22 protein-coding genes and 1 pseudogene are annotated in these 24807 nt (G+C 68.9%); 13 read left to right on the top strand and 10 right to left on the bottom strand.

Going from position 1 to position 24807, the window contains the following annotated elements:
• The coding region (locus tag ACK4S2_RS11915) for a helicase-related protein (RefSeq protein WP_409624458.1) at window positions 1–2599 on the bottom strand (2599 nt) is incomplete at its 3' end.
• Window positions 2600–2609: 10 nt separating this feature from the next.
• Window positions 2610–3167, bottom strand: coding sequence for a tetratricopeptide repeat protein (locus ACK4S2_RS11910; RefSeq protein WP_409624464.1), 558 nt, complete (start codon window positions 3165–3167; stop codon window positions 2610–2612).
• Between the two features lie 70 nt (window positions 3168–3237).
• On the opposite strand from ACK4S2_RS11910, the gene ACK4S2_RS11905 reads away from it, so the two are divergent.
• From ACK4S2_RS11905 to ACK4S2_RS11870, 8 genes are all read left to right on the top strand, one after another.
• Window positions 3238–3525, top strand: a complete 288-nt coding sequence (locus ACK4S2_RS11905) for an SCP2 sterol-binding domain-containing protein (protein ID WP_409624455.1) — start codon at window positions 3238–3240, stop codon at window positions 3523–3525.
• A complete protein-coding gene (locus ACK4S2_RS11900) occupies window positions 3522–4472 on the top strand; it encodes an alpha/beta fold hydrolase (RefSeq protein ID WP_409624452.1) in 951 nt (316 codons plus the stop codon). Before ACK4S2_RS11905 ends, ACK4S2_RS11900 begins: the two co-directional genes overlap by 4 nt.
• 120 nt (window positions 4473–4592) lie before the next feature.
• Window positions 4593–5003, top strand: coding sequence for a MerR family transcriptional regulator (locus ACK4S2_RS11895; RefSeq protein WP_409624449.1), 411 nt, complete (start codon window positions 4593–4595; stop codon window positions 5001–5003).
• A 41-nt stretch (window positions 5004–5044) separates the two neighbouring features.
• Window positions 5045–6820 (top strand): acyl-CoA dehydrogenase C-terminal domain-containing protein, encoded by a 1776-nt coding sequence (locus tag ACK4S2_RS11890; protein ID WP_409624446.1) that lies wholly within the window; start codon window positions 5045–5047, stop codon window positions 6818–6820.
• 59 nt (window positions 6821–6879) lie between these two features.
• Window positions 6880–7092, top strand: coding sequence for a hypothetical protein (locus tag ACK4S2_RS11885; RefSeq protein WP_409624443.1), 213 nt, complete (start codon window positions 6880–6882; stop codon window positions 7090–7092).
• A 26-nt stretch (window positions 7093–7118) separates the two neighbouring features.
• Entirely contained in the window at window positions 7119–8273 is a 1155-nt protein-coding gene (locus tag ACK4S2_RS11880) for an acyl-CoA dehydrogenase family protein (RefSeq protein ID WP_409624440.1), read from the top strand.
• 361 nt (window positions 8274–8634) lie between these two features.
• A complete protein-coding gene (locus ACK4S2_RS11875; RefSeq protein WP_409624437.1) occupies window positions 8635–9846 on the top strand; it encodes an acetyl-CoA C-acetyltransferase in 1212 nt (403 codons plus the stop codon).
• Between the two features lie 7 nt (window positions 9847–9853).
• Window positions 9854–12049, top strand: a complete 2196-nt coding sequence (locus ACK4S2_RS11870; protein WP_409624434.1) for a 3-hydroxyacyl-CoA dehydrogenase NAD-binding domain-containing protein — start codon at window positions 9854–9856, stop codon at window positions 12047–12049.
• On the opposite strand, the gene ACK4S2_RS11865 is transcribed toward ACK4S2_RS11870, so the two are convergent.
• The 3 genes from ACK4S2_RS11865 to ACK4S2_RS11855 all read right to left on the bottom strand — a co-directional run bounded on the left by ACK4S2_RS11865 (window position 12019) and on the right by ACK4S2_RS11855 (window position 14354).
• Window positions 12019–12699, bottom strand: coding sequence for a Hint domain-containing protein (locus ACK4S2_RS11865; RefSeq protein WP_409624431.1), 681 nt, complete (start codon window positions 12697–12699; stop codon window positions 12019–12021). The two genes, ACK4S2_RS11870 and ACK4S2_RS11865, sit on opposite strands and share 31 nt — an antisense overlap.
• Before the next feature lie 72 nt (window positions 12700–12771).
• Entirely contained in the window at window positions 12772–13425 is a 654-nt protein-coding gene (locus ACK4S2_RS11860) for a Type II secretory pathway, pullulanase PulA (RefSeq protein ID WP_409624428.1), read from the bottom strand.
• Window positions 13422–14354 carry a DMT family transporter gene (locus tag ACK4S2_RS11855; protein ID WP_409624425.1) on the bottom strand — a complete coding sequence of 311 codons (933 nt, stop codon included), beginning with the start codon at window positions 14352–14354 and terminating at the stop codon, window positions 13422–13424. Before ACK4S2_RS11855 ends, ACK4S2_RS11860 begins: the two co-directional genes overlap by 4 nt.
• 79 nt (window positions 14355–14433) lie before the next feature.
• Here ACK4S2_RS11855 and ACK4S2_RS11850 point away from each other — a divergent pair, with 79 nt between their 5' ends.
• The gene (locus ACK4S2_RS11850; RefSeq protein WP_409624423.1) at window positions 14434–16059 is read left to right on the top strand and encodes an AMP-binding protein; all 1626 of its coding nucleotides are present in this window, start codon (window positions 14434–14436) and stop codon (window positions 16057–16059) included.
• Between the two features lie 17 nt (window positions 16060–16076).
• Here the strand turns inward: ACK4S2_RS11850 and ACK4S2_RS11845 are convergent.
• Both ACK4S2_RS11845 and hemN read right to left on the bottom strand, forming a co-directional pair.
• A pseudogene (locus ACK4S2_RS11845) lies at window positions 16077–16259 on the bottom strand (exo-alpha-sialidase); the annotation flags it as partial.
• Window positions 16260–16282: 23 nt separating this feature from the next.
• Complete coding sequence (gene hemN, locus ACK4S2_RS11840) at window positions 16283–17638, bottom strand: oxygen-independent coproporphyrinogen III oxidase (RefSeq protein WP_409624420.1); 1356 nt, start codon at window positions 17636–17638, stop codon at window positions 16283–16285.
• 89 nt (window positions 17639–17727) lie between these two features.
• Between hemN and fnrL the strand changes: the two genes are divergently transcribed.
• The 4 genes from fnrL (at window position 17728) to ACK4S2_RS11820 (ending at window position 22241) form a co-directional block, all read left to right on the top strand.
• Window positions 17728–18450: a transcriptional regulator FnrL gene (fnrL, locus tag ACK4S2_RS11835; protein ID WP_409624417.1), complete on the top strand. Its 723-nt coding sequence runs from the start codon at window positions 17728–17730 to the stop codon at window positions 18448–18450.
• Between the two features lie 45 nt (window positions 18451–18495).
• Window positions 18496–19308: a TIGR00282 family metallophosphoesterase gene (locus tag ACK4S2_RS11830; protein WP_409624414.1), complete on the top strand. Its 813-nt coding sequence runs from the start codon at window positions 18496–18498 to the stop codon at window positions 19306–19308.
• 246 nt (window positions 19309–19554) lie between these two features.
• The gene (locus ACK4S2_RS11825; protein ID WP_409624411.1) at window positions 19555–21333 is read left to right on the top strand and encodes an SLC13 family permease; all 1779 of its coding nucleotides are present in this window, start codon (window positions 19555–19557) and stop codon (window positions 21331–21333) included.
• A 167-nt stretch (window positions 21334–21500) separates the two neighbouring features.
• Window positions 21501–22241, top strand: coding sequence for a YebC/PmpR family DNA-binding transcriptional regulator (locus tag ACK4S2_RS11820; protein ID WP_409624408.1), 741 nt, complete (start codon window positions 21501–21503; stop codon window positions 22239–22241).
• Window positions 22242–22277: 36 nt separating this feature from the next.
• Here ACK4S2_RS11820 and ccoS read toward each other — a convergent pair whose 3' ends face one another.
• The 3 genes from ccoS to ACK4S2_RS11805 are packed head-to-tail and all read right to left on the bottom strand — an operon-like array spanning window position 22278 to window position 24792.
• Window positions 22278–22436, bottom strand: a complete 159-nt coding sequence (gene ccoS / locus ACK4S2_RS11815) for a cbb3-type cytochrome oxidase assembly protein CcoS (RefSeq protein ID WP_409624405.1) — start codon at window positions 22434–22436, stop codon at window positions 22278–22280.
• 9 nt (window positions 22437–22445) lie between these two features.
• Window positions 22446–24647 carry a heavy metal translocating P-type ATPase gene (locus tag ACK4S2_RS11810; RefSeq protein ID WP_409624402.1) on the bottom strand — a complete coding sequence of 734 codons (2202 nt, stop codon included), beginning with the start codon at window positions 24645–24647 and terminating at the stop codon, window positions 22446–22448.
• A 4-nt stretch (window positions 24648–24651) separates the two neighbouring features.
• Window positions 24652–24792, bottom strand: coding sequence for a hypothetical protein (locus ACK4S2_RS11805; RefSeq protein WP_409624461.1), 141 nt, complete (start codon window positions 24790–24792; stop codon window positions 24652–24654).
• Window positions 24793–24807: the final 15 nt, after the last annotated feature.

The following is a 24807-nucleotide window of genomic DNA, read 5'->3' as shown; positions in this document are numbered from 1 at the left end:
CGCGCCGCGGGCCGCGGTCGCCGCGCGGCGCACCGGCGCGCGGGCGCGGCGCCCAGGTGAAGGTGATGAAGGCCTCGGTCTCGACCGGGGCAGCTTCGGCGGCGGCTTCGGGGGCCGCAGCCTCGGGGGCCGCCTCGGCCGCAACCGGGGCGGCTTCGGCCTCGGGGGCTTCGGGGGCGTCGGCCGCCGCTGCCGGGGCCCCGGCCGCCGGTGCTGCCGGCCGCGACTTGGGCCGTTCGCCGCGTTCGGCCTTGTAGCCCAGCCCGCCCATCAGGTCGGCGAACTGATCCAGCGTCATGCCGGTGATCGACAGCATGTCGGGCGTCGCCTCGAACCCGGCGCGGCTGTCCTTGGCGCGCAACAGGTCGGCCAGACGTTCCAGCATGTCGATGCGGATGGCGCGGCTGCCCGCCGGGCGGTAGCCCGCCAGCGTGTAGTGCAGCGCCGGCACCTCGGCGATGTGCGGAATCGTGACCAGCCCGGGCGGCGGGCTTTCGGGGAATTCCTGCAACCCGTCCCACAGCGACCACAGCACCAGCCGCAACCGCGTCGGCGCGGGTTTCAGCAGCGGCGGCAGGAAGATGGTGTATTGCCCGAAGCGCACGCCATGCTTGCGCAAGGCCGAGCGCGCCTCCTGATCCAGCGCCTTGACATCTTCGGCGACACCACCGCGCGGCAGAACGCCCATCGCCTCGACCAGGCGGAAGGCCACGCCGCGCGCAAGGCCGGTCAAGGATTCGTCGCGCGTCAGGGCGTGCAGCGGCTCGAACAGCGCGGCCACCTTGCGGTCGATGAAGTGTTGCAACCGGCGGCGCACCTTGTCGGCCACGTCCTGCCCGGCTTCCTCGTCCACGAAGGCCTCGACCAGCGGGCGCAAGGCATCGGGGCCTTTCACCAGCTTGCCCACCGCGGTGGTGCCCCACATCAGGCCGCCCTGTTCGGTGTAGTCGAACTCGGTATCCGGCGCGTTGTAGAAACGGTCGGACCGCAGGCTGAATTCCGGCCGCAGCGCTTCGTAGGCCGCCTGCCGCAGGGTTTTCGCCTCGTCCGGGCTGCCGGTGCCGTCCTGCCGGAAGCGGAACCCTTCCAGACGGCCGACGAATTCGCCTTCGACCGTCACTTCGCCCTTGTCGTTGACCTCGGCCACGAGGCTCTCCTTCTGCTTCAACCGCCGCAACAAGACGCTTGTCCGCCGGTCAACAAAACGCTGGGTCAGCCGCGCGTGCAGCGCATCCGACAGGCGGTCTTCTACAGCGCGCGTTTCCTCGCGCCAATGGGATTCGTCAGCGACCCAGCCCTTGCGCTGCGCCACGTAGGTCCAGGTGCGGATGAAGGCGAGCCGGCGCGAGATCGCGTCGATGTCGCCGTCGGTGCGGTCGATGCGGGCGATGTTGGTGCGCAGCCAGTCCGAGGGCACGGTGCCGCCCTCGCGCAGGAAGCTGTGGATGCGCGCCAGCAACCCGGCATGTTCCTGCGGGGAAATGCCGCGGAAGTCGGGGATGCGGCAGATGTCCCACAGCAGGCGCACCGCCTGCGGGCCGCGCACGGCATCGCGCACCTCGGGCATCTCGGCCAGGGTCTTCAGCGCCAGCACGTCGTCGGCGTCGCGGGCGCGGGTCAGCCATTCGTTGCCGGTCTGCTGTTCGAGGCTGGCGATCAGCCGCGCGGTGCTGCCGAAATCCAGCGCGGCGTTGCGCCAGTGCAGCTTGCGCACCGGCATGAACTGGTGGCTTTCGATCGACTCGATGATGTCTTCGTCCAGCGGCCGCGCCTCGCCCGTCACGCCGAAGGTGCCGGGGCTGGTGTGGCGCCCGGCCCGGCCGGCGATCTGCGCCAGCTCCCAGGGGTAAAGCTGGCGCATCCGGCGGCCGTCGAACTTGGCGGTGGCGGAAAAGGCGACATGCCCGATATCCAGGTTCAGCCCCATGCCGATGGCATCGGTGGCGACCAGAAAATCCACCTCGCCCGACTGATACATCGCCACCTGCGCGTTGCGGGTGCGCGGGGACAGCGCCCCCATCACCACCGCGCAACCGCCCTTGGTGCGGCGGATCAACTCGGCGATGGCATAGACGTTGTCCACCGAGAACCCGACGATGGCCGAACGCGTGGGCATGCGGCTGATCTTTTTCGACCCCGACCACGACAGGGTGGACAGCCGCGGCCGCGACACGAAAGTCACGCCCGGCACCAGCGCCGCGATGGCGGGCCGCATGGTGTCGGACCCCAGCAGCAGCGTTTCGTGCAGGCCGCGCGCGTGCAGCAGCCGGTCGGTGAACACGTGCCCGCGCTCGGGGTCGGCGCAAAGCTGGATCTCGTCGATCGCCACGAAATCGGCGCCGATTTCCTGCGGCATCGCCTCGGTGGTGCAGACCCAATAGGCGGTGCGTTCGGGGACGATGCGTTCTTCGCCGGTGACCAGCGCCACCACCGAGGGGCCGCGCGCCTTGACCACGCGGTCATAGACCTCGCGCGCCAGCAACCGCAGCGGCAGGCCGATGACGCCCGTGCGGTGGGCGAGCATCCGCTCGATCGCGTAATGCGTCTTGCCGGTGTTCGTCGGTCCCAGAACCGCCGTCACCCTTGCGTTTCCGCGCATCCGCGCCCTTTCAGATCGACTGCCCGGCCAGTTCCGTTTCCAGCCGCCTTGCGGCTTCGATTACCCGTTCCAGATGCGGATGTATAGCAAGCGCCGCCTTGTAGGCGCGCAAGGCGCCCTTCTTGTCGCCGGTTTCGGCCAGGATGGTGCCCAGGCCCGCCAACGCGCCGAAATGGTGCGGGTTCAGCGCCAGCGTGCGCGCCAGATCCTCGATGGCGGGGCCGTAAAGCCCGGCGCGGAAATAGGCGGTGGCGCGCGCGTTCCAGCCTTCGGCAAAGTCGGGGGCGTGGTCGGTCAGCGCGGTCAGGTGCTGGATGGCGGCGGGCAGTTCGTCGGCGCGCATCGCCTCGCGCCCGCGCTGCAGCAGCAGGTCCATCGCCGGCGACCCCGACTTCGACCATTCGGTCACGATCTGGCGTTCCAGCCGCCGCCAGCCTTCGTTGTCGGGTTGCGCCAGCTGGGCCAGCAGGTCGGGCAGGCGCGCGGCCTCCTGTGCCGTCACGGAAGTTGCCGCAAACGTCAAGACTGCCGCCACGGCAAGGTTGAGAATGGTCCGGGTCCGCCGCATCATGCATCGGAGTTTAACGCGATCCGTGCCAAGGTCAAAAGGCATGTGGTCACTTTCCGGGGATACGGACATGAGCGATATCATCGACGCCATCGTGGCAGAGCTGGGCAAGAAGGACGCATCGGGCTTTTCCGGCACGGCCAAGTTCGTGATCCAGGGCGAAGGCGCCGTGATGCTGGATGCCAGCGGCGCCCGCGCCGGCGACGAGGAGGCCGACGTCACCCTGTCGGCCAGCCTCGATACCTTCCGCGCGATCTTCGAAGGCGACATGAACCCGACGATGGCCTTCATGACCGGCAAGCTGAAGATCGACGGCTCGATGGGCAAGGCGATGGCGCTGGCCTCGGTCCTGTCGTGACCGAGGCCGCCCCCTATCTGGGCGACGGGCCGCAAGGCGGTTTCGCCTTGTGGCTGCGGGCGGCCGACGGGGTGCGCATCCGCGCGGTATTCTGGCCGCAGGCGGGCGCACGCGGCACGGTGCTGATGCTGCCCGGCCGCACCGAACACGCCGAAAAATACGGCCCCACCGCCGAACGGCTGGCGGCGGCGGGTTATGCCGCGGCGGCGGTGGACTGGCGCGGGCAAGGGCTGGCCGACCGGCTGCTGCCCGACCGGCGCAAGGGCCATGTCGGGCGCTTTGCCGATTACCAGCACGACCTGACCGCCTATGCCGCCGCCGCAAGGGCGCAAGGGCTGCCGGGGCCCTTTTTCCTGCTGGCGCATTCGATGGGCGGCTGCATCGGCCTGCGCGGGCTGATGCGCGGGCTCGACGTGGCGGCGGCGGCCTTTTCGGCGCCGATGTGGGGGCTCGACATGCCGGGGGGCCGGGCGCGGCTGTTCGGCACCCTGTTCGGCCTCGCCGCCGGGGCGGGCCTGCGCGCCGCCTACAGCCCGCCCCCCGCCTCGGGCCCGGTCTGCTATCTGGAAACGGCGCCTTTCGCCGGCAACAGCCTGACCACCGACCCGGCGGTCTGGGACTGGATGCAAGGCCAGCTGCGCCGCACGCCCGAAATCGCGCTGGCCGGCCCCACCATCGGCTGGGTGGCCGAGGCGCTGGCCGAAACCCGCGCGCTGGCGGCCCTGCCCTCGCCGGCGGTGCCGTGCCTGACCGGCCTCGGCGGGAACGAGCGAATCGTCAGCCGCGCCGCCATCGAATCGCGCATGGCGCGCTGGCCGGGGGGCAGCCTGCTGGCCGTGCCCGGCGCCGAGCACGAGCTGCTGATGGAAGCCGCCCCGATGCGCGATGCCTTTCTGGCGGCGGTTCTGGCGCTGTTCGCCCGCCATTCCGCCCCCCGCCCCGCCTGACAAGCGGTGACACCACGTCAGGCGCAACCGTGACGTGACGTTCCGTTTACGTCAACGTAAGGCAATGTTGTATCCTCCGGAGCAGACCCCATCTGACAGTCCGCACCCCGAGGACCGATCATGACCAGACCGACCCGACCGCAAGACCTGCTGACCATCCGCGAAATGTGCGAGGCCTTCGACGTGACGCCGCGCACCTTGCGGTTCTACGAACAGAAGGAACTGCTGTTTCCGCTGCGCGACGGACAGAAACGCCTGTTCACCCGGCGCGACCGCGGCCGGCTGAAGCTGATCCTGCGCGGCAAGCGCTTCGGCTTCGCGCTGGAGGAGATTCGCCAGCTGCTCGACCTTTACGACCGCGGCGACCAGCAGGAAGAACAGCTCAAGCGCACCTACGACATCGCGCGCGAACGTCTGGCCCAGATGGAACGCCAGCGCGACGAGCTGAACGAGGCCATCGCCGAACTGCGCGGGCAGCTGGAATGGGGGGCGGAAGTCATCGCCTCGTTCCGCCGCGCCGCCGCCGAATAATCCGCACAACGACCGCGCCCGCCGCGCGAAGGGAGATCACGATGCCCAGCTACACCCCCCCTGCCCGGGACATGGATTTCATCCTGCACGACCTGCTGCAGGTCGGCGCCCAGGATATTCCCGGCTATGCCGACCTCGACCGCAGCTTTACCGCCGCCATCCTGGACGAAGCCGGGAAACTCGCCTCCGAAGTGCTGGCGCCGCTGAACCCCGTGGGCGACCGCGAAGGGTGCCGGCTGGAAAACGGCGTGGTCTACACCCCCACCGGCTTCAAGGCCGCGTTCGAGGCGATGAAGCAAGGCGGCTGGAACGGCCTCGACCTGCCCGAGGAATATGGCGGCCAGGGCCTGCCCTACATCATGGGCACCGCGGTGGGCGAAATGTTCGTGTCGGCCAACATGGCCTTCAACATGTATCAGGGCCTGACCCACGGCGCGATCAACGCCATCCTGACCGCCGGGTCCGACGAACAGAAGGCCACCTACCTGCCGAAAATGGTGTCGCTGGACTGGACCGGCACCATGAACCTGACCGAACCGCATTGCGGCACCGATCTTGGGCTGATGCGCACCCGCGCCGAACCGCAGGCCGACGGCAGCTATGCCATCACCGGGCAAAAGATCTTCATCTCCGCCGGCGATCACGACCTGGCGGAAAACATCATCCACCTGGTGCTGGCCAAGGCCCCGGGCGGCGGCCCCGGCACCAAGGGCATCAGCCTGTTCATCGTGCCCAAGTTCCTGGTCAACCCCGACGGCAGCCTTGGCGCGCGCAACGCCGTCTCGGTCGGCAAGATCGAGGAAAAGATGGGCATCCACGGCAACGCCACCTGCGTGCTGAACTATGACGGTGCCAGGGGCTTTCTGATCGGCGAGTTGCACAAGGGCCTGTCGGCGATGTTCGTGATGATGAACGAGGCGCGGCTGGGCGTGGGCCTGCAAGGCTATGCCCAGGCCGAGGCGGCGTATCAGAACGCGCTGGCCTATGCCCGCGACCGCCTGCAGGGCCGCGACGTGACGGGGGCGAAAAACCCGAACGGTCCCGCCGACCCGCTGATCGTGCACCCCGACATCCGCCGCAACCTGATGGATCAGAAATCCTTCGTCGAAGGCGCCCGCGCCTTTACCTTCTGGGGCGCGCACCTGCTCGACCGCGGGCACCGCCTGGGCGACAAGGACGCCGAGGGCCTGATCTCGCTGATGACCCCGGTGCTCAAGGGCTTCCAGACCGACAAGGGCTTCGAAATGGCGGTGCAGGCCCAGCAGGTCTATGGCGGGCATGGCTATATCGAGGAATGGGGCATGTCGCAATTCGCCCGCGACGCCCGCATCGCCATGATCTACGAAGGCGCCAACGGCATTCAGGCGCTGGACCTCGTGGGCCGCAAGCTGGCGCAGGATGGCGGCAAGCACGTCATGGCCTTCTTCGAGATGGTCAAGGCCGAGGTGAAGGCCCACGAAGGCGACGAGCGGATGAAGGGCTTTGTCGAACCGCTGAAGACGGCATCGAAGCAGATGCAGGCCGCCGGCATGTTCTTCATGCAGAACGGCATGAAGAACCCGAACGCCGCGCTGTCGGGCAGCTACGACTTCATGCACCTGATGGGCCATGTCTGCCTCGGCCTGATGTGGACGCGCATGGCGAAAGCCGCCTACGCCGCGCTCGACGCCGGCGCGGCCGACCGCGACTTCTACGAAGCCAAGATCGCCACGGGGCGCTATTACATGGCGCGCCAACTGCCCGCCTGCGCCATGCACCTGGCCCGCATCGAATCCGGCGCCGAGCCGGTGATGACGCTGGCCGCCGACCGCTTCTGATCTGGCGCGACACGGCCGATGGGGGCAGGATCGCCCTGCCCCCAGCCCAGGAGACCCCGATGCCCAAGCGCTTTCGCCTGACCCGCCGCTTTCCCGTGGCCATGACCGAAGACGGCTACCGCCGGCTCAAGCGCTTTGCCGCCGAGGCCGGGCTGGACGAAGGCGAGGCGCTGTCGTTCCTGTTCGAACATTTCGACAGCGTGACACACCACGAAAACCTGACCCACCGCCTGCGGCTGTTCAACTCCGAACTCGACGACCGCAAGCGCTGAAGGCGCCGGACCATAGGGAGGACGATATGACGTTTCCGATGATGGCATCCCCCTGGATGACCGACGAGCACCGGATGCTCGAACAGATGACGCGCGATTTCATCGCCGAAAAGTGGGTGCCCGAAATCCCCCGCTGGCGCGCCCAGGGCGAGATGGACCGCTCCACCTGGAACGAGGCCGGCAGCATGGGCCTGCTCTGCGCCTCGATCCCCGAGGCATACGGCGGCGCCGGCGGCGACTTCGGCCACGAGGCGGTGATCTACATGGAAGCCCCGCGCCAGAACCTGGCCAGCTGGGGCAACGGCATCCATTCCGGCATCGTCGCGCATTACATCCTCGCCTACGGCACCGAGGAACAAAAGCAGCGCTGGCTGCCGAAGATGGCGCGCGGCGAAATGGTCGGCGCGCTGGCCATGACCGAACCCTCGGGCGGCTCCGACGTGCAGAACCTGAAGACCCGCGCCATCCGCGATGGCAATGTCTATCGCGTCACCGGCTCCAAGACCTTCATCACCAACGGCGGCCACGCCAACCTCATCATCGTTGCCGCCAAGACCGACCCGACCCAGGGCGCCAGGGGCATGTCGCTGGTGGTGGTGGAAACCGACGGCGCCGAAGGCTTCCGGCGCGGGCGCAAGCTCGACAAGGTGGGGATGAAGGCGGCCGATACGTCCGAGCTGTTCTTCGACAACGTCCCCGTGCCGCCCGAAAACATCCTCGGCGGGGTCGAAGGGCGCGGCTTCTACCAGATGATGCAGCAGCTGCCGCAGGAACGGCTTATCATCGGCTGCGGCGCCGTGGGCGCCATCGAAGGCGCGGTGGCCATGACCATCGACTATTGCAAGAACCGCGAGGCCTTCGGCAAGCCGATCATCGACTTCCAGAACACCCGCTTCAAACTGGCCGAATGCAAGACCAACGCCTTCGTCGCGCGCAGCTTCCTCGACACCTGCATCGCCGCGCACCTGAAAGGCGAACTGACGGTGGAAATGGCCGCGATGTGCAAATACTGGCTGACCGACCTGCAATGCCAGGTGATCGACGAATGCGTGCAGCTGCACGGCGGCTACGGGTTCATGCAGGAATACGCCGTCGCCGAAATGTGGACGGACGCCCGCGTGCAGCGCATCTACGGCGGCACCAACGAGATCATGAAGGAACTGATCGGACGTTCGCTGTGATCGCCGTCCCGCCCCGACCCGGGCGGGGGCCCCTCCCGCCCGTCGGCCGCCGCGCCGGCGCGGCGCCTCCCGTTGGGCCGGGCGCCGCGCGTGCCGCGCGGCGTGCCTCCGGCGGGGATATTTGGGTCAAGGTGAAACCGGCGCGCCGCGACACCCCGGCTTTCACCTTGTCGAAATATCCCCCCCGGAGGGCAGGGGGTCCGGGGGACAGCGTCCCCCGGCGCGGCCCGAAAACCGGCAGCGCCCACCGGCGCTGCACCGCTGCCTTGCCGACCCGGCCCGCAGCCGGCGCGGCCGAACACCTTTCCCGCGCGCCCGGCGGCCTTGCCGCCCGGCCTGCCACGTCACCCGAGGAGATCTCATGGAAGACGCCTATATCTACGATGCCGCCCGCACCGTGCGCGGCAAGGGGCGCCCCGACGGCGCCCTGCACGAAGTCACCGCTGCGCGCCTCTCGGCGGTGATCCTGAACGCCATCAAGGACCGCAACCACCTCGACACCACCGCCATCGAGGACGTGATCTGGGGCAACGTCACCCAGGTCGGCGAACAGGGCGCCTGCCTTGCGCGCACCGCCGTTCTGGCCTCGGACTTTGCCGAATCCGTGCCGGGCGTCAGCATCAACCGCTTCTGCGCCTCGGGGCTGGAAGCGGTGAACATGGCCGCCAACCAGGTGCGCGGCGGGGCCGGCATGGCCTATGTCGCCGGCGGTGTGGAATGCATGAGCCGCGTGCCGATGGGCTCGGACGGCGGCGCGATTGCCGTGGACCCGGCGATCGCCATTGCCAACTACTTCGTCCCGCAAGGCATTTCCGCCGACATCATCGCCACCGAATACGGCTTCACCCGGGACGAGGCCGATGCGCTGGCCGTCGAAAGCCAGAAGCGCGCGGCAGCCGCCTGGGCCGCAGGGCGCTTTGCGCGCTCGGTCGTGCCGGTCAAGGACATCAACGGCCTGACCATCCTCGACCGCGACGAATACATGCGCCCCGGCACCGACATGCAGTCCTTGGGCAGCCTCAAGCCCAGCTTCCGGGAATGGGGCGAGGTGATGCCGGGCTTCGACAAGATCGCCCTGATGAAATACCCGCATCTGGAGCGGATCAACCACATCCACCACGCCGGCAATTCCAGCGGCATCGTCGATGGCGCCGCCGCCGTTCTGGTCGGCAACAAGGCCTTCGGCGAAAAATACGGCCTCAAGCCCCGCGCCCGCATCAAGGCCACCGCCAAGATCGGCACCGACCCGACGATCATGCTGACCGGCCCGGTGCCCGTCACCGAAAAGATCCTGCGCGACTCGGGCATGTCGATCAAGGACATCGACCTGTTCGAGGTGAACGAGGCCTTTGCCGCCGTCGTCATGCGCTTCATGCAGGCCTTCGACGTGGACCCCGGCCGTGTCAACGTCAACGGCGGCTCCATCGCCATGGGCCACCCGCTGGGCGCCACCGGCGCCATGATCCTGGGCACGCTGCTGGACGAACTGGAGCGCACCGGCAAGGGCACGGGCCTGGCCACGCTGTGCATCGGGTCGGGCATGGGTGCCGCGACCATCATCGAACGTGTGTGAGGATCCGATGACCGATTTCACCTATGCCGTGGACGCCGACGGCGTCGCCACCATCACCTGGGATGTGCCGGGCAAGTCGATGAACGTGCTCAGCCTGACCGGGCTGGCCGAGTTGAACAGCCACATCGACGCGGCCCTGGCCGACCCCGCGGTGAAGGGCGTGATCCTCACTTCGGGCAAGAAGGATTTCGCCGGCGGGATGGACCTGAACATCCTGGCGCGGATGCGCGACGAGGCCGGCGACGAACCGGCCCGCGGGCTGTTCGAAGGCGTGATGCAGATGCACGCCCTGCTGCGCAAGATCGAACGCGCGGGGATGGACCCGAAGACGCTGAAAGGCGCCAAGCCCATCGTCGCCGCCTTGCCGGGAACAGCACTCGGCATCGGCTATGAACTGCCGCTCGCCTGCCACCGCATCATCGCGGCGGACAACCCAAAGGCCAGGATCGGCCTGCCGGAAATCCTGGTCGGCATCTTCCCCGGTGCCGGCGGCACCACCCGCGTGGTGCGCAAGCTGGGCGCGATGATGGCCGCCCCGATCCTGCTGGAAGGCAAGCTGAACGACCCGAAGGCCGCCAAGGGCCTGGGCCTGATCGACGAAGTGGTGGCCCCCGACCAGCTGCTGGCCCGCGCAAAGGAATGGGTGCTGTCGGCCAAGGACGCCGATTGCGTGAAACCGTGGGATCAGAAGGGGTTCAAGCTGCCGGGTGGCACGCCCTATTCGCCGCAGGGGTTCCAGATGTTCCTGGGCGCCGCCGCCATGGTGCATGGCAAGACCTGGGGCGTTTATCCGGCCGCCAAGGCGCTGCTTTCGGCCGTCTATGAAGGCGCGCTGGTGCCCTTCGACACCGCGCTGAAGATCGAGGCGCGCTGGTTCACCCATGTGCTGATGAACCCCTCGTCCTCGGCCATGATCCGCAGCCTGTTCATCAACAAGGAGGCGCTGGAAAAAGGCGCCAACCGGCCGAAGGTCGGCGATGAAACCGTGCGCAAGGTGGGCATCCTGGGCGCCGGCATGATGGGCGCGGGCATCGCCTATGTTTCCGCGATGGCCGGCATCGAGGTGGTGCTGATCGACGCCACGCAAGAGGCCGCCGACCGCGGCAAGGGCTATTCCGTGGGTCTTCTGGAAAAATCCGCCGCGCGCGGCAAGACCACGCCCGAAAGGATGGCCGAGGTTCTGGGCCGCATCACCGCCACCACCGATTACGCCGCGCTTGCGGGCTGCGACCTGATCGTGGAGGCGGTGTTCGAAGACCCCAAGGTCAAGGCCGAGGTGACCGCCCGCGCCGAGGCGGTGATCCCCGCCGACGCGATCTTTGCCACCAACACCTCCACCCTGCCGATCTCGGACCTCGCCAAGGCGTCGCAGCGGCCCGAACAGTTCATCGGCATCCACTTCTTCAGCCCGGTGGACAAGATGATGCTGGTGGAGATCATCAAGGGCAAGCAGACCGGCGACCGCGCCGTGGCCAAGGCGCTGGATTACGTGCGCCAGATCCGCAAGACCCCCATCGTGGTGAACGATGCGCGGTTCTTCTACGCCAACCGCTGCATCATCCCCTACATCAACGAAGGCATGCGCATGGTGGCCGAAGGCGTGGCGCCGGCGCTGATCGAGAATGCGGCGAAACTGGTGGGCATGCCGCTGGGGCCGTTGCAACTGGTCGATGAAACCTCGCTCGACCTCGGCGCCCGGATCGCCCGGGCGACCAAGGCGGCGATGGGTGCCGATTACCCCGACGACGCCGTGGACGAGGTGGTGTTCTGGATGGTCGACCAGGGCCGTCTGGGCCGCAAGGCCAAGGCGGGGTTCTATGCCTATGACGAGGCGGGCAAGCGCCTTGGCCTGTGGGACGGTCTGTCGGGCCGCTACCCGGTGGCCGCCGCGCAACCCGACCTGGCCGAGGTGCAGCACCGCCTGCTGTTCGCCCAGGTGCTCGAGGCCGTGCGCGCGCTGGAGGCGGGCGTGCTGACCGACATCCGCGAAGGCGATGTCGGCGCCATCCTCGGCTGGGGCTTTGCGCCGTGGTCGGGCGGGCCCTTCGGCTGGCTCGACATCCTCGGCGCCGCGCGGGCGGTGGAGCTGTGCGACCAGCTTGCCGCAAGGCACGGGCCCCGCTTTGCCGCCCCGCAGATGCTGCGCGACATGGCGGCCAAGGGCGGCAGCTTCTACGGCTCGGCCAACCGCAAGGCGGCCTGACCACCCCAGGGCGCGGCGCGCAACAGCGCCGCGCCCAGATCCTCGGCGATCAGGCAGGCCACCAGCTGCCGGGCCGAGGCCAGCGACAACGCCGCATAGCCCACCCGCCCCTCGCCGCGCGGGGGCGGCACCAGCGCAAGGCCCGACCAGCCCGGCGCAGCCTCGCCCGGGCACCAGACCAGCGCACCGCCGCCGGCATAGATCGCCTCGTCGCAGTCCAGCACCGGGGTCACCACGGCTTCGACCGCGCGCGGCGGCACCGGCGCCATGCCGCGCCAGCCGGCCAAAGCCGCGGCCGGGATCAGCGCGAAGGGGTCGCCGAACAGCTCGTCGGCCAGGTCGCATTCCAGCAGCACCGCCTGATCGGGCAACAGCCGCAGCGGCCAGCGGTTGCCCATTGCACCGGCGGGCACCTGCAAGGGCCAGCGCGCCGCCGGCCAGTGCCGCGGCCCCGCCTCGACCACGGCCGACTGCAAGGCCACCACCGCCCGCGGCCCGCCATCGAAGGTCAACAGCAGGTCGCCCGGCGCCAGCCCCTCGACCGGGCGCCACCCGCCGGGGGTGGCCACCAGCGTGCCATGCAGCAGCCCTTCGGTGACGAAGGCGGGTTGCTCCGGCACGTCCGGGCGCGCGGGGCCGTTGCGGGGCATGCAGGGGTCCTGTCTGGCGGGCATCCGGGCGCCAGCCTGACACGGCAAGATGGCACAATTGCGGCGCCGGCCTCAGGGGTCGAAACGATAGCCGAATCGCGCGATATCCCCCGCGCAGGCCTGCGCCACCAGGGCAGCCGTCGCTTCGCTGTAATAGGGGCGCCAGTCGCGCCCGCGCGCGCTTGCGTTGGCCCGCGCCACCGGTGCCAGGCGAAAGCCCAGATGCGCCTCGAAGGGGCCCAGGTCTTCGTCCAGCCGCTCCAGCCGGGCGAACAGGTCGCACCGCTCCTGCCCCGCTGCCGTCGTCACCCAGGCGGCATGGGGCCAGCGCGCCATCGCGGCTTGCGTGCCCGGGTCGGCCAGAAAGCCGGCAAAATCGCGCGCCCGCGCCAGCGCCACGGCCGGGTGGGCGAATCGCTGGCCGCGCAACCAGTGGTAATAGCTGACCATCCGGTCCCAGGGGTTGCGCACCAGCGTCAGCACGAACATGCCTGCCAGATCCTCGGCCGACAGCCAGCCGTCGAGATCGGCCAGGGTGGAATGCTTCCACAACCGCCCGCGCGCGGGCAACCCCGCCAGCCGCCGCCGCCGCGCGCGCGCCTTGGGCGTGTCGCCGATGGGCAGGTCGTCGGCCAGGGCGCGCGCCTCCAGCGCCAGCATCAGCGCGGTTCCGCCGGTTTTCGGCGCATGGGCAAAGACATAGCGCCGCCCGCGCGACACCATCATGCCGGGCGGCCTCGCCAGGCCATCGCCACCCCGGCCGCCACGATCAGCCCCATGCCCAGCACGGCGACCGGCCCGATGACCTCGCCCCAGATCGCCCAGGCCCACAGCGCCGAAAACGGCAGCACCACATATTCCAGCACCGCAACCCGGCTGGCCTCGGCCAGCTGATAGGCGCGCACCATCAGCCCCACGGCGATCAGCGACCCGATGGCCTGCACCGCCGTCCAGAACAGCACCGGCGCCTCGGGCCAGTTCGGCCCGCGGATCAGGAACCCCGCCGCCCCCGGCGGCGCCTCGGGCGCCAGCAGCCACAGCACCGCCAGCACCGCCGCCGCCAGCACGCCCATCACCAGCATGTAGGACACCGTCAGCACCGCCGCCGATTCCCGCGCGCACCATTCGCGGGTGGCGATATTGGCCAGCGCATAAAGCGCCCCGCCCGCCACCGGCAGCAGCATGGCCGGTTGCAGGTCGGCCGGGTCGGGCGACAGCACCATCACCACCCCGGCAAACCCGGCCAGCGCCGCCAGCACCCGCACCGGCCCGATGGCATGGCCATAGGCGAATCGCCCGATCAGCATGACGAAAATGGGCGCCGTGAACAGCCCCGCCGCCGCCTGCGCCACGCTCAGAAACCCCAGGCTGCCGAAATAGGTGAACATCGCGGCCGACTGCACCACCGCCCGCGCCAGCACCGCCCGCGGCGCCACCACCCGCAGCCGCGGCGCAAAGGGCAAGGCCAGCGCCCCCAGCACCACCATCGCCACCAGCCCCGACCGCATGGCCTGAAACTGCCACAGCCCGGTGCCTTCGGCGATCACCCGCACATAGTTGTCGATATAGCCGATCAGCACGGCATACAGCACAATCGCCCCGCTCGCGGCCATCATGCGGTTGGGGCGGTCGGCGGCGGCAGCGGCGGTGGTCATCACGGGCTCCGGCAGGGCTTGCCCGCCCGGCATAACGCGACAATATGTCCCTTCACAAGCCGCATGGGGGAGGAATGGCATGGGCTGGCTCGCGGACGAAACCGGACTGGACAGGACGGCGGCGAACTTCGTGCCGCTCACGCCGCTGTCCCACCTGACCCGCGCCGCCGACATCTGGCCCGATCACGAGGCGCTGGTCTATGGCCCGCACCGGCGCAGTTACCGCCAATACCGCGACCGGGTCACGCGCCTTGCCTCGGCGCTGGCGCAGCGCGGGGTGCGGCCGGGCGATGTGGTGGCCACCATCATCCCCAACCTGCCCGCCCAGGTCGAGGCGCATTTCGGCGTGCCGGCCTGCGGGGCGGTGCTCAACACCATCAACACCCGGCTGGATGTCGATACCGTGGCCTATATCCTCGGCCACGGCGGGGCGCGGGTGCTGCTGGCCGACACCGCCTTCCTGCCGCTGGCCGAGGCCGCCGTCGCCGCGATGGAAGGCCCCCGTCCCGAGATCATCGAGGTCGCCGACCCCCACGCCGGTTTCCCCGCCACCGGCCGCTATCTGGAATACGAGGATCTGCTGGCCGAAGGCGACCCCGGCTTTGCCTGGATCCTGCCGCAGGACGAATGGGAATCGCTGGCGCTGAACTATACCTCGGGCACCACCGGGCGGCCCAAGGGCGTGGTCTATCACCACCGCGGTGCCGCCCTTTCAACCTATGGCCAGGTGGTCAGCTGGCGCATGACGCTGCACCCGCGCTATCTGACCATCGTGCCGCTGTTCCACTGCAACGCCTGGTGCCACCCCTGGATGATGCCGCTGGTGGCCGGCACCATCGTCTGCTGCCGCGACATCACGGCAAAGGCGCTCTACGACGCCTTCGCCGACGAAGGCATCACCCATTTCGGCGGCGCGCCCATCGTGCTCAACACCATCATCCACGCGCGGGAAACCGAGCGGCGCCCCTTCCCCCAGGTGATCGAGGTGTTTACCGCCGGCGCCCCGCCCCCCGCCGCGACGCTGGCGGCCATCGAGCCGCTGGGCTTCAACGTGACGCAGGTCTACGGCCTGACCGAAACCTACGGGCCGGATGTGGAATGCGTCTGGCAGGACCGCTTCGAAGGGCTCCAGGGCGCCGACCGCGCCGCCGTCAAGGCACGCACCGGCGTTGCCATGCCCTTCATGGAGGAAGTCACCGTGCTGGGCGAAGGCGATGTGCCCGTCCCGCGCGACGGGGCCACCTTAGGCGAAATCGCGCACCGCGGCAACGGCGTGATGAAAGGCTACTACCGCAACCCCGCCGCCACCGCCGAGGCGTTCCGCGGCGGCTACTTCCGCTCGGGCGACATCGCCTTCCGCCACCCCGACGGCTACATCAAGATCGCCGACCGCGCCAAGGACATCATCATCTCGGGCGGCGAGAACGTAAGCTCGGTCGAGGTCGAAGGCGCGCTGATGCACCACCCCGCCGTGGCGCTTTGCGCGGTGGTGGCCAAGCCGGACGAGAAATGGGGCGAGGTGCCTTGCGCCTTCGTCGAGCTGAAGGAGGGCGCCAGCGCCACCGAGGCCGAGCTGATCGCCCATTGCCGCGCCCGGCTGGCGGGGTTCAAGACACCCAAGCAGGTGATCTTCTGCGACCTGCCGAAAACCTCCACCGGCAAGATCCAGAAGTTCGAACTGCGCGCCCGGGCCAAGACGCTGTAGCGGCGGGGCGCTCGGCCCCGGTCCAGCACCTCGACCGACAGGATGGTGGGCAGGTGGCGGGCCATTTCCTGCCACCGTTCGCCTTCGTCGAAACTGGCAAAGACCGACCCCGAATTGGTGCCGAACCACACCCCCGCCGGGTCGCGCACGTCGCCCGCCATCTTCTGGCGCAGCACGGTAAGGAAACGCCCCTGCCACGGCGCCCGAGTCGCGCCAGGCGCCCTCAGATCGCGCTGGAATGCCCCGCCTTCGACAGGTCGTAGGCATCGAAGGCCCGCGCAATCATCCGCGTCAGCGGCCGGGCGGCTTCGGGAATGCTCAGGCCGTCGGCGTCCAGCCGCACCATGTCGCCGAACTGCGCGGCAACCGGGGCGAACAGCGCATCCAGCCGCGCCTCCGTCACCGCAAAGCGGTCCAGCAACTCGGCGCGCAAGACGCGGAAATCGCACATCAGCGCCTCGATGATGCGCGCGCGCAAAAGGTCTTCGCCGGCAAAGACATGGCCGCGATGGGTGGCGAACTGCCCGGCGCGAATGGCCCTGGTGTAATCCCCGGTGCCCGACACGTTCTGCGCATAGCCTTGCGGAAAGCGCGAAATCGAACTGGCGCCCAGGCCCACCAGCACCGGCGCCGGGTCATCGGTATAGCCCTGGAAATTGCGCTTCAGCCGGCCGGCCTTCAGGGCCTTCGCCATGCTGTCCTCGGGGCGGGCGAAATGGTCGATCCCCACTTCGACATAGCCGTCCCACAGGAACAATTGCCGCGCCACCTCGAACAGCTGCAACCGTTCCTGCGGCGTCGGCATGGCGTCCGAGGGGATCATCTGCTGGCGCCGGCTCATCCAGGGCACATGGGCATAGCCATAAAGCGCGACCCGGTCGGGCGACAGGCTCAAGAGCTTCTGCACCGAATCGGCAATGCGCGCCTGCGACTGGTGCGGCAGGCCGAACAGGATGTCGGCGTTCAGGCTTTTCACGCCGCGGGCGCGGATCGCCTCGGCGGCAGCACGGGTAATGTCATAGCCCTGCTCGCGGCCGATGGTGGCCTGAATCTCGGGGTCGAAATCCTGCACCCCGATGGAGGCGCGGTTCATCCCCGCCGCCGCCAGCGCATCCAGCCGCGCATCGTCGATCTCGTTGGGGTCGATCTCTACCGAAAACTCGCCGTCCGGCGCCATCGGCGCCACGGCGAACACCGCTGCGGCCAGGTCGGAAATCAGGCCCGCGCCCATCAGCGTGGGCGTGCCGCCGCCCCAGTGCAGCCGGCTCAGCCGCACGCCGGGCGGCAGGTGTTCGGCCAGCAGGCGCAATTCGGCCTTCAGCGTTTCGGCATAGGCGCGCACCGGCGCATCCGAACTGGTGCCTTGCGTCCGGCAGGCGCAGAACCAGCACAGCCGGCGGCAGAACGGCACATGCAGATACAGCGAAATCTCCGAGCCCGCCGGAATCCGGCGGACCCAGTCCAGAAAATGGCCCGGCCCGACCGCGGTGCCGAAATGCGGCGCGGTGGGATAGCTGGTGTATCGAGGCACCTTTGCGTCGAACAGACCCAGCCGTGCGAGTTGCGATTGCGTATCCATCGGCATACCTTGACCCTGTGGACAGGCTTCGACCTTGACATGGATCAATTCTGGGGCAGCAAATGGCTTTGAAAGACTCTCCGCCGAGCATGAACGTGTCCTGCGGCGACTGCCCGATCCGGCATCGGGCCGTCTGTGCGCGCTGCGAAAGCGACGAGCTGGCCGAGCTCGAAACCATGAAATACTACCGCAGCTACGAGGCCGGGCAGACCCTGATCTGGTCGGGCGACCGGATGGATTTCGTGGCCTCGGTCGTCACCGGCATCGCCACGCTGACCCAGACGCTGGAAGACGGGCGGCGCCAGATGGTCGGCCTGCTGCTGCCGTCGGATTTCGTCGGCCGCCCCGGCCGCCCGACCGCCGCCTACGACGTGACGGCGACCACCGATGTGGTGATGTGCTGCTTCCGCAAGAAGCCTTTCGAAGACCTGATGCAGCGCACGCCGCACATCGCGCAGCGCCTGCTGGAAATGACGCTGGACGAACTCGATGCCGCGCGGGAATGGATGCTGCTTCTGGGCCGCAAGACCGCGCGCGAAAAGATCGCCAGCCTCATGGCCATCATCGCGCGGCGCGATGCCACGCTCAAGCTCAAGGGCGGGCGCGGCCCCTTGACCTTCGACCTGCCCCTGACGCGCGAGGCGATGGCCGATTACCTCGGGCTCACGCTGGAAACCGTCAGCCGCCAGATTTCCGCCTTGCGCAAGGACGGCGTGATCGTGCTGGACGGCAAGCGCCACGTCACCGTGCCCGATATCAACCGCCTGCTGGCCGAGGCCGGCGACGACAGCGACGGCGGCTTCATCGGCTGACGCCCCCCATTCCCTTTGCCGGCGCCATCGCGTAAGCCGTGGGTCATGCGGATTCTGTTTCTCGGCGATGTGATGGGCCGTGCCGGGCGCACGGTGGTGGCCACCCGGCTTGGCGCCTTGCGCAAGGACTGGGCGCTGGATTTCGTCGTGGTCAACGGCGAAAACGCCTCCAGCGGCGCGGGGCTGACGGCGGCCCACGCCAAGGCGCTGCTCGAAGCGGGGGCCGATTGCGTCACGCTGGGCGACCACGCCTTCGACCAGAAGGACATGCTGTCCTTCATCGAACAGGAACCCCGCGTCCTGCGCCCGCTGAACTTTGCGAAAACCGCCCCCGGCAAGGGCGCGCGGCTGTTCGCCGATGCCCGCGGCCGCAAGGTGCTGGTGGCGCAGGTGCTGGGTCAGGTGTTCATGAAGCGCCCGTTCGACGACCCGTTCTCGGCCATCCAGCCGGTGCTGCAGGCCCACCCGCTGGGCGGGCTGGCCCAGGCGGTGATCGTGGACATGCATTGCGAGGCGACATCCGAGAAGATGGCGATGGGCCACTGGTGCGACGGGCGCGCCAGCCTTGTCGTCGGCACCCATACCCATGTGCCCACCGCCGATGCGATGATCCTGCCGGGCGGCTGCGGTTACCTGACCGACGCGGGCATGTGCGGCGACTACAACTCGGTCATCGGCATGCAGAAGGAAGAACCGATGCGCCGCTTCATCACCCAGATGCCCGGCGGCCGCTTCGAACCCGCCGGCGGCGAGGCGACGCTGTCGGGCGTCTTCGTCGAAACCGACGACCGCACCGGCCGCGCCACCCGCATCGCGCCGGTGCGGCTGGGCGGGCGGCTGCAACCGGCCACGCCTTGACCCCTTCGCGCCCCGCCCTGGTCGCGGTTCTGCTGGCCATCGGCATCGGCTCGGGCGCCACGCAACCCCTGGGCAAGCTTGCACCGGCACCGGGCACCGACCGCTTCGGCTGGGGCGCCTGCCCGGGCTCGCCGGCGTGGCGCCGGCGCGCCCGCTCCGCCGCCTCGCGGCACCGAAACGAACGAAATGCTTGTGCCGCAGGTGCAAACGGGCGAAAACTCGGCCCGTTGATGAACCGGGGATAACATGATCGGACTTGAACTGTCAGCCAACATGCAGGCCGTCGTTGCCATGGCCATCGTCCTGGGCATGCTGGTGATGTTCATCCGCGAAACCTACCCGGTCGAGGTGGTGGCCATCGGCGGCGCGGTGGCGATGCTGGTGCTGGGCATCCTGCCGCAGAAAGAGGCGCTGCGCGTGTTCTCCAACCCGGCGCCCTGGACCATCGCCGCCATGTTCATCATCGTCGGCGGCCTCGTGCGCACCGGCGCGCTCGATTCCGTCACCCAGATCGCGGCGCGCAACGCCGACAAGCACCCGGCGCGCACGCTGTTCGTGCTGGCGCTGGTGGTGCTGGGGCTGTCGGCCTTCGTCAACAACACGCCCATCGTGGTGGTGATGATCCCGCTGTTCATGCAGCTGGCCAAACAGATGCAGATGTCGCCGTCCAAGCTGATGATCCCGCTCAGCTACCTGTCCATCTTCGGCGGCACCATCACGCTGATCGGCACCTCGACCAACCTGCTGGTCGATGGCGTGGCCGCGGCCAACGGGTTGCCGCATTTCCACATGTTCGAAATCACGCCGGTCGGTCTGGTGCTGGCCTGCATCGGCGGGCTCTACCTGTGGATCGCCGCCCCGCGCCTGCTGCCCGACCGCGACAGCATGGCCGCCCTGCTGTCGGACAAGGCGCGGATGAAATTCTTTACCGAAGTGGCCGTGCCCGAAGGCTCGTCCCTGATCGGCAAGCGCCTGGACGAGGTCGATATCTTCAAGCGCGACACCGCGCGCGTCATCGACGTGCTGCGCGGCGATGCCTCGCTGCGCCGCGATCTGGCCGCCGTGGTGCTCGAGGCCGGCGACCGCGTGGTGCTGCGCACGCCCATGTCCGAGGTGCTGGGCCTGCAAGCCCACAAGGATCTGAAACTGGTGGACAAGCTCAGCTCGGTCCAGACCACCACGGTCGAGGTGCTGATTACCCCCGGCTGCCACATGGTCGGCCGCAGCCTCGGGTCGCTGCGCCTGCGGCGGCGCTATGGCGTGTATCCGCTGGCCGTCCACCGGCGCAACCAGAACATCGGCCGCCAGATCGACGACCTTGTCGTGCAGGTCGGCGACACGCTGCTGCTCGAAGGCGCGCAGGCCGACATCCAGCGCCTCGCCGCCGACATGAACATGGTCGATATCGCCAAACCGTCCGAACGCGCCTATCGCCGCCGCCACGCGCCCATCGTCATCGGGGTGCTGCTGGGGGTGGTGCTGCTGTCCACCTTCGAAGTGGCGCCCATCGTGCTGCTGGCGATGGTGGGGGTGGCCATCGTGCTGCTGACCCGCTGCATCGACGCCGACGAGGCGTTCGAGTTCGTCGATGGCCGGTTGCTCGCGCTCATCATCGGGATGCTGGGGGTGGGGGCGGGGCTCGACAATTCGGGCGCGGTGCATCTGATCGTCGATGCGGTGGCACCGGCGCTGGCCCAGCTGCCGCCCTGGCTGCTGGTGCTGGCGATCTATTCGCTCACCTCCTTTCTCACCGAGATCGTCACCAACAACGCCGTGGCGGTGATCCTGACCCCCATTGCCATCGGGCTTGCGGTGTCGCTGGGCATCGACCCGCGGCCGCTGGTGGTGGCGGTGATGTTCGGCGCCTCGGCCAGCTTTGCCACCCCCATCGGCTACCAGACCAACACGCTGGTCTACGGCCCCGGCGGCTACCGCTTCAGCGATTTCCTGCGCATCGGGGTGCCGCTGAACATCGTGATGGCTCTGGCCGCATCGGTGGTCATCCCGCTGCTGTGGCCGTTCTGACGGCAACGGGGCGCGCCGAATCGTTAACGATTCGTGAAAACGCGCTTGCAAGCCATTGGAATCCTTGGGGTGGTGCCCTGTCCCTCGCAGGGACAGCGCCTGCCCTTGCAGGGCATGGGGGTGGCAGACTATAAGCCCCCGATCCAGGACAAGTCAGAGGTTCCTTCATGGCGGGCCATTCCAAATGGGCGAACATCCAGCACCGCAAGGGCAAGCAGGATGCCATCCGCTCGAAAATGTTCTCGAAGCTGGCAAAGGAAATCACCGTTGCCGCCAAGATGGGCGACCCCGACCCCGACAAGAACCCCCGCCTGCGTCTGGCGGTCAAGGCGGCCAAGGCGCAATCCATGCCCAAGGACGTGATCGACCGCGCGATCCGCAAATCCCAGGCCGGAGACGCGGCGGATTACACCGAGATCCGCTATGAAGGCTATGGGGTGAACGGCATCGCCATCATCGTCGAGGCGATGACCGACAACCTGAACCGCACCGCCTCCAACGTCCGCAGCTACTTCACCAAATGCGGCGGCAACCTCGGGCAGACTGGCTCGGTCAGCCACGCCTTCGACCGCGTGGGGGAAATCACCTATCCGCTCTCGGTCGGCGATGCCGATACGGTGATGATGGCCGCGCTGGAAGCCGGCGCCGACGACGTGGAAACCGACGACGAGGGCCACTTCATCTATTGCAAGGTCGAGGATCTGTCCGAAGTCTCCGACGCGCTGGAAAAGGCGCTGGGGGAATCGACCGAATCCAAGCTGATCTGGCGCCCGCAGTCGCGCACCGAGGTCGATCTCGAAACCGCGCAGAAGCTGATGAAGCTGGTCGAGATGCTGGAAGAAGACGACGACGTGCAGACCGTCACCCACAATTTCGACGTGCCCGACGACGTGGCCGCGAAACTGTAACCCGTGCCGGGGCCGCGATCCGCGGCCCCGCGCGTCTCAGGGTTTGGGCCGGTCGTCCCACTGGCTGGTCAGGATGCGCCGCGCGTCGCCTTCGGGGTCGTCGTACTGGCGGTTCTTCATCGACCAGAAGAACGCAACCAACCCCAGCCCGCCCAGAAACAGCGACACCGGAATCAGGATCGTCAGGATTTCCACGTCCGCCTCCTATTTCAGCCGCATGGCGTTCAGCGCCACGGTGATCGACGACAGTGACATCGCCGCCGCCGCCCACAAGGGCGTGGCCAGCCCCACCAGCGCCACCGGCACCGCCACCACGTTGTAGGCCGCCGAGATGGCAAAGTTCTGCCGGATCCGGCGCGTCGCCTGCCGGGCGATGCGCAAGGCATCGGCCACCGGGGCGATGTCGCGGCCCAGCAGCACGATGTCCGAGGCGACGCGCGCCGCATCCAGCGCCGAAGCCGGCGAGACCGAGGCATGCGCCGCCGCCAGCGCCGCGGTATCGTTCAGCCCGTCGCCCACCATCAGCACCCGCGCCCCGGCCGCCGTCAGCCGGGCGACCTCGGCCGCCTTGTCCTGCGGCAAGGCCCCGGCCATCCAGTCGGCAATCCCCAGCCGCGCGGCCAGATCGGCCACCGGGGCGGGCGCATCGCCCGAGATCAGCTTGACCTTGTAGCCCTGGGCCAGCGCCTCGGCCACCACTTCGGCGGCGCCGGGGCGCAAGGCATCGGCAAAGGTGAAGGTGTGGGTCGTGCCGTCGGGCAGCGCAAGGCAGGTGGCGGTGACGGCGGGGGCCTCGGCGCCCACCCATTCGGCGCGGCCCAGCCGCACGCGGCGCCCGCCAAGGCGCCCTTCGATGCCATAGCCCGGCACCTCGGTCACGTCTTCCAGCACCGCGGGCGCCACACCGGCCGCCTGCACCGCAGCCGCCAGCGACTGCGCCAGCGGGTGCGACGAGGCCGCGGCCAGCGCCGCCGCCACCGCCAGCACCTGCGGGCCGTGGTCGGCCAGGTTCATGGGCTCGGGCGCGCCCATCGTCAGGGTGCCGGTCTTGTCGAAGACCACGGTGTCCACCTCGGCCAGCCGTTCCAGCGCCGAGCCCGACTTGATGAGCAACCCCTTGCGGAACAGCTTGCCCGAAGCCGCCGTCACCACCGCCGGCACCGCCAGCCCCAGCGCGCAGGGACAGGTGATGATGAGCGTCGCGGCCGAGATGTTGATGGCAAAGCGCACGTCGCCCCCCGTGGCCCACATCCAGTAGCCGAAGGCCGAGAACGACAACAGGTGCACCAGCGGCGAATAGGCGCGCGCAGCGCGGTCGGCCAGGGTGGTGTAGCGGCTGCGCGCGCTTTCGGCCACCGCCACCAGTTCGGCCATGCGCGACAACGAGCTGTCGCGCCCCGCCGCCGTCACGCGCACCTGCAAGGGCCCGGTCAGGTTGACCTCTCCGGCGCTGACCACCCGATCGGGGCCGGCCTGCACCGGCATCACCTCGCCGGTCAGCAGCGAGCGGTCCAGTTCGGACGTGCCGGCCACCACGACCCCATCGACCGGCATCCGCCCGCCGGGGCGCACCAGCACCAGATCGCCGGGGCGCAGGTCGGCCACGTTCACGGTTTCCTCGGCGCCCGCGGTCAGGCGGATCGCGCGCGGCACCTCCAGCGCGGCCAGTTCCTGCGCGGCCGACCGCGCCACCGCGCGGGTGCGATGGTCGAGATAGCGGCCGACCAGCAGGAAGAAGGTCAGCATCACCGCCGCGTCGAAATAGGCGTGCCGCCCCGACATCCAGGTTTCGTAGATCGAGATGCCCGAGGCCAGCACCAGCGCCAGGCTGATGGGAAAGTCCATGCCCAGCCGCCCGGCCTTGAGCCCCGCCCAGGCCGAACGGAAGAAGGGCTGCCCGGCAAAGACCACGGTCGGAATGGCGATCATCCCGGAAATCCAGTGGAACAGGTCGCGGGTGGCATCGGTCGCCCCCGACCACACGGCCACGGACAGCAGCATGATGTTCATCATGCTGAACCCGGCAACACCCATCCGCATCAGAAGCTCGCGGCCCTGACGGTCGGTTTCGGTCGCCGACAGCACGCCGGCATCCAGCTCGTAAGCCTCGTAGCCCAGACGGGCGAGATGCGGGATCAGGCTTTCGGCGGTGACCTGGGGCTCGGCCTCGACCAGAACGCGCTTGAGCGTCAGGTTGACCCGGGCATTGCGGATGCCGGGCAGCGCGGCCAGCCCGTCTTCGACGGTGGAAATGCAGGTGGCGCAATGGGCCTGCGGGATCGACAGCATCAACCGCGCTTCGCGCGGGGCGGCGGCGCGGGCGATGGCTTCGGCCGAAGGCGCGGCAGCGCAGGCCGGGCAGGCCGAGACCTGGACATGTTCCTGCGGGTCGGCGGCGAGGGTCATCGGCTCAGCCCTTCACGAACAGCTGGCGCTGCTGGCGAAAGGCGGTGCCGTCGCGGGCCACCGCCTCGATCCTCAGCAGCCACTTGCCGGGGGCCAGGTCCACCGGCGCGACGAAGGCCCCGCCTTCGCGCACGAAGACCGGCAGCCGGTCCTCGCGCGC

This window comes from Gemmobacter sp., assembly GCF_046292685.1.
In the GTDB taxonomy this organism is placed as follows: Bacteria; Pseudomonadota; Alphaproteobacteria; order Rhodobacterales; family Rhodobacteraceae; genus Wagnerdoeblera.
This window is presented reverse-complemented; position numbering and strand designations above follow the sequence as displayed.

Coding starts and splice junctions, on each gene's coding strand:
- ACK4S2_RS11910 (WP_409624464.1), bottom strand. CDS start 3,167: ATGCGGCGGACCCGGACCATTCTCAACCTTGCCGTGGCGGCAGTCTTG.
- ACK4S2_RS11905 (WP_409624455.1), top strand. CDS start 3,238: ATGAGCGATATCATCGACGCCATCGTGGCAGAGCTGGGCAAGAAGGAC.
- ACK4S2_RS11895 (WP_409624449.1), top strand. CDS start 4,593: ATGACCAGACCGACCCGACCGCAAGACCTGCTGACCATCCGCGAAATG.
- ACK4S2_RS11890 (WP_409624446.1), top strand. CDS start 5,045: ATGCCCAGCTACACCCCCCCTGCCCGGGACATGGATTTCATCCTGCAC.
- ACK4S2_RS11885 (WP_409624443.1), top strand. CDS start 6,880: ATGCCCAAGCGCTTTCGCCTGACCCGCCGCTTTCCCGTGGCCATGACC.
- ACK4S2_RS11880 (WP_409624440.1), top strand. CDS start 7,119: ATGACGTTTCCGATGATGGCATCCCCCTGGATGACCGACGAGCACCGG.
- ACK4S2_RS11875 (WP_409624437.1), top strand. CDS start 8,635: ATGGAAGACGCCTATATCTACGATGCCGCCCGCACCGTGCGCGGCAAG.
- ACK4S2_RS11870 (WP_409624434.1), top strand. CDS start 9,854: ATGACCGATTTCACCTATGCCGTGGACGCCGACGGCGTCGCCACCATC.
- ACK4S2_RS11865 (WP_409624431.1), bottom strand. CDS start 12,699: ATGCCCCGCAACGGCCCCGCGCGCCCGGACGTGCCGGAGCAACCCGCC.
- ACK4S2_RS11860 (WP_409624428.1), bottom strand. CDS start 13,425: ATGATGGTGTCGCGCGGGCGGCGCTATGTCTTTGCCCATGCGCCGAAA.
- ACK4S2_RS11855 (WP_409624425.1), bottom strand. CDS start 14,354: ATGACCACCGCCGCTGCCGCCGCCGACCGCCCCAACCGCATGATGGCC.
- ACK4S2_RS11850 (WP_409624423.1), top strand. CDS start 14,434: ATGGGCTGGCTCGCGGACGAAACCGGACTGGACAGGACGGCGGCGAAC.
- hemN (WP_409624420.1), bottom strand. CDS start 17,638: ATGGATACGCAATCGCAACTCGCACGGCTGGGTCTGTTCGACGCAAAG.
- fnrL (WP_409624417.1), top strand. CDS start 17,728: ATGAACGTGTCCTGCGGCGACTGCCCGATCCGGCATCGGGCCGTCTGT.
- ACK4S2_RS11830 (WP_409624414.1), top strand. CDS start 18,496: ATGCGGATTCTGTTTCTCGGCGATGTGATGGGCCGTGCCGGGCGCACG.
- ACK4S2_RS11825 (WP_409624411.1), top strand. CDS start 19,555: ATGATCGGACTTGAACTGTCAGCCAACATGCAGGCCGTCGTTGCCATG.
- ACK4S2_RS11820 (WP_409624408.1), top strand. CDS start 21,501: ATGGCGGGCCATTCCAAATGGGCGAACATCCAGCACCGCAAGGGCAAG.
- ACK4S2_RS11810 (WP_409624402.1), bottom strand. CDS start 24,647: ATGACCCTCGCCGCCGACCCGCAGGAACATGTCCAGGTCTCGGCCTGC.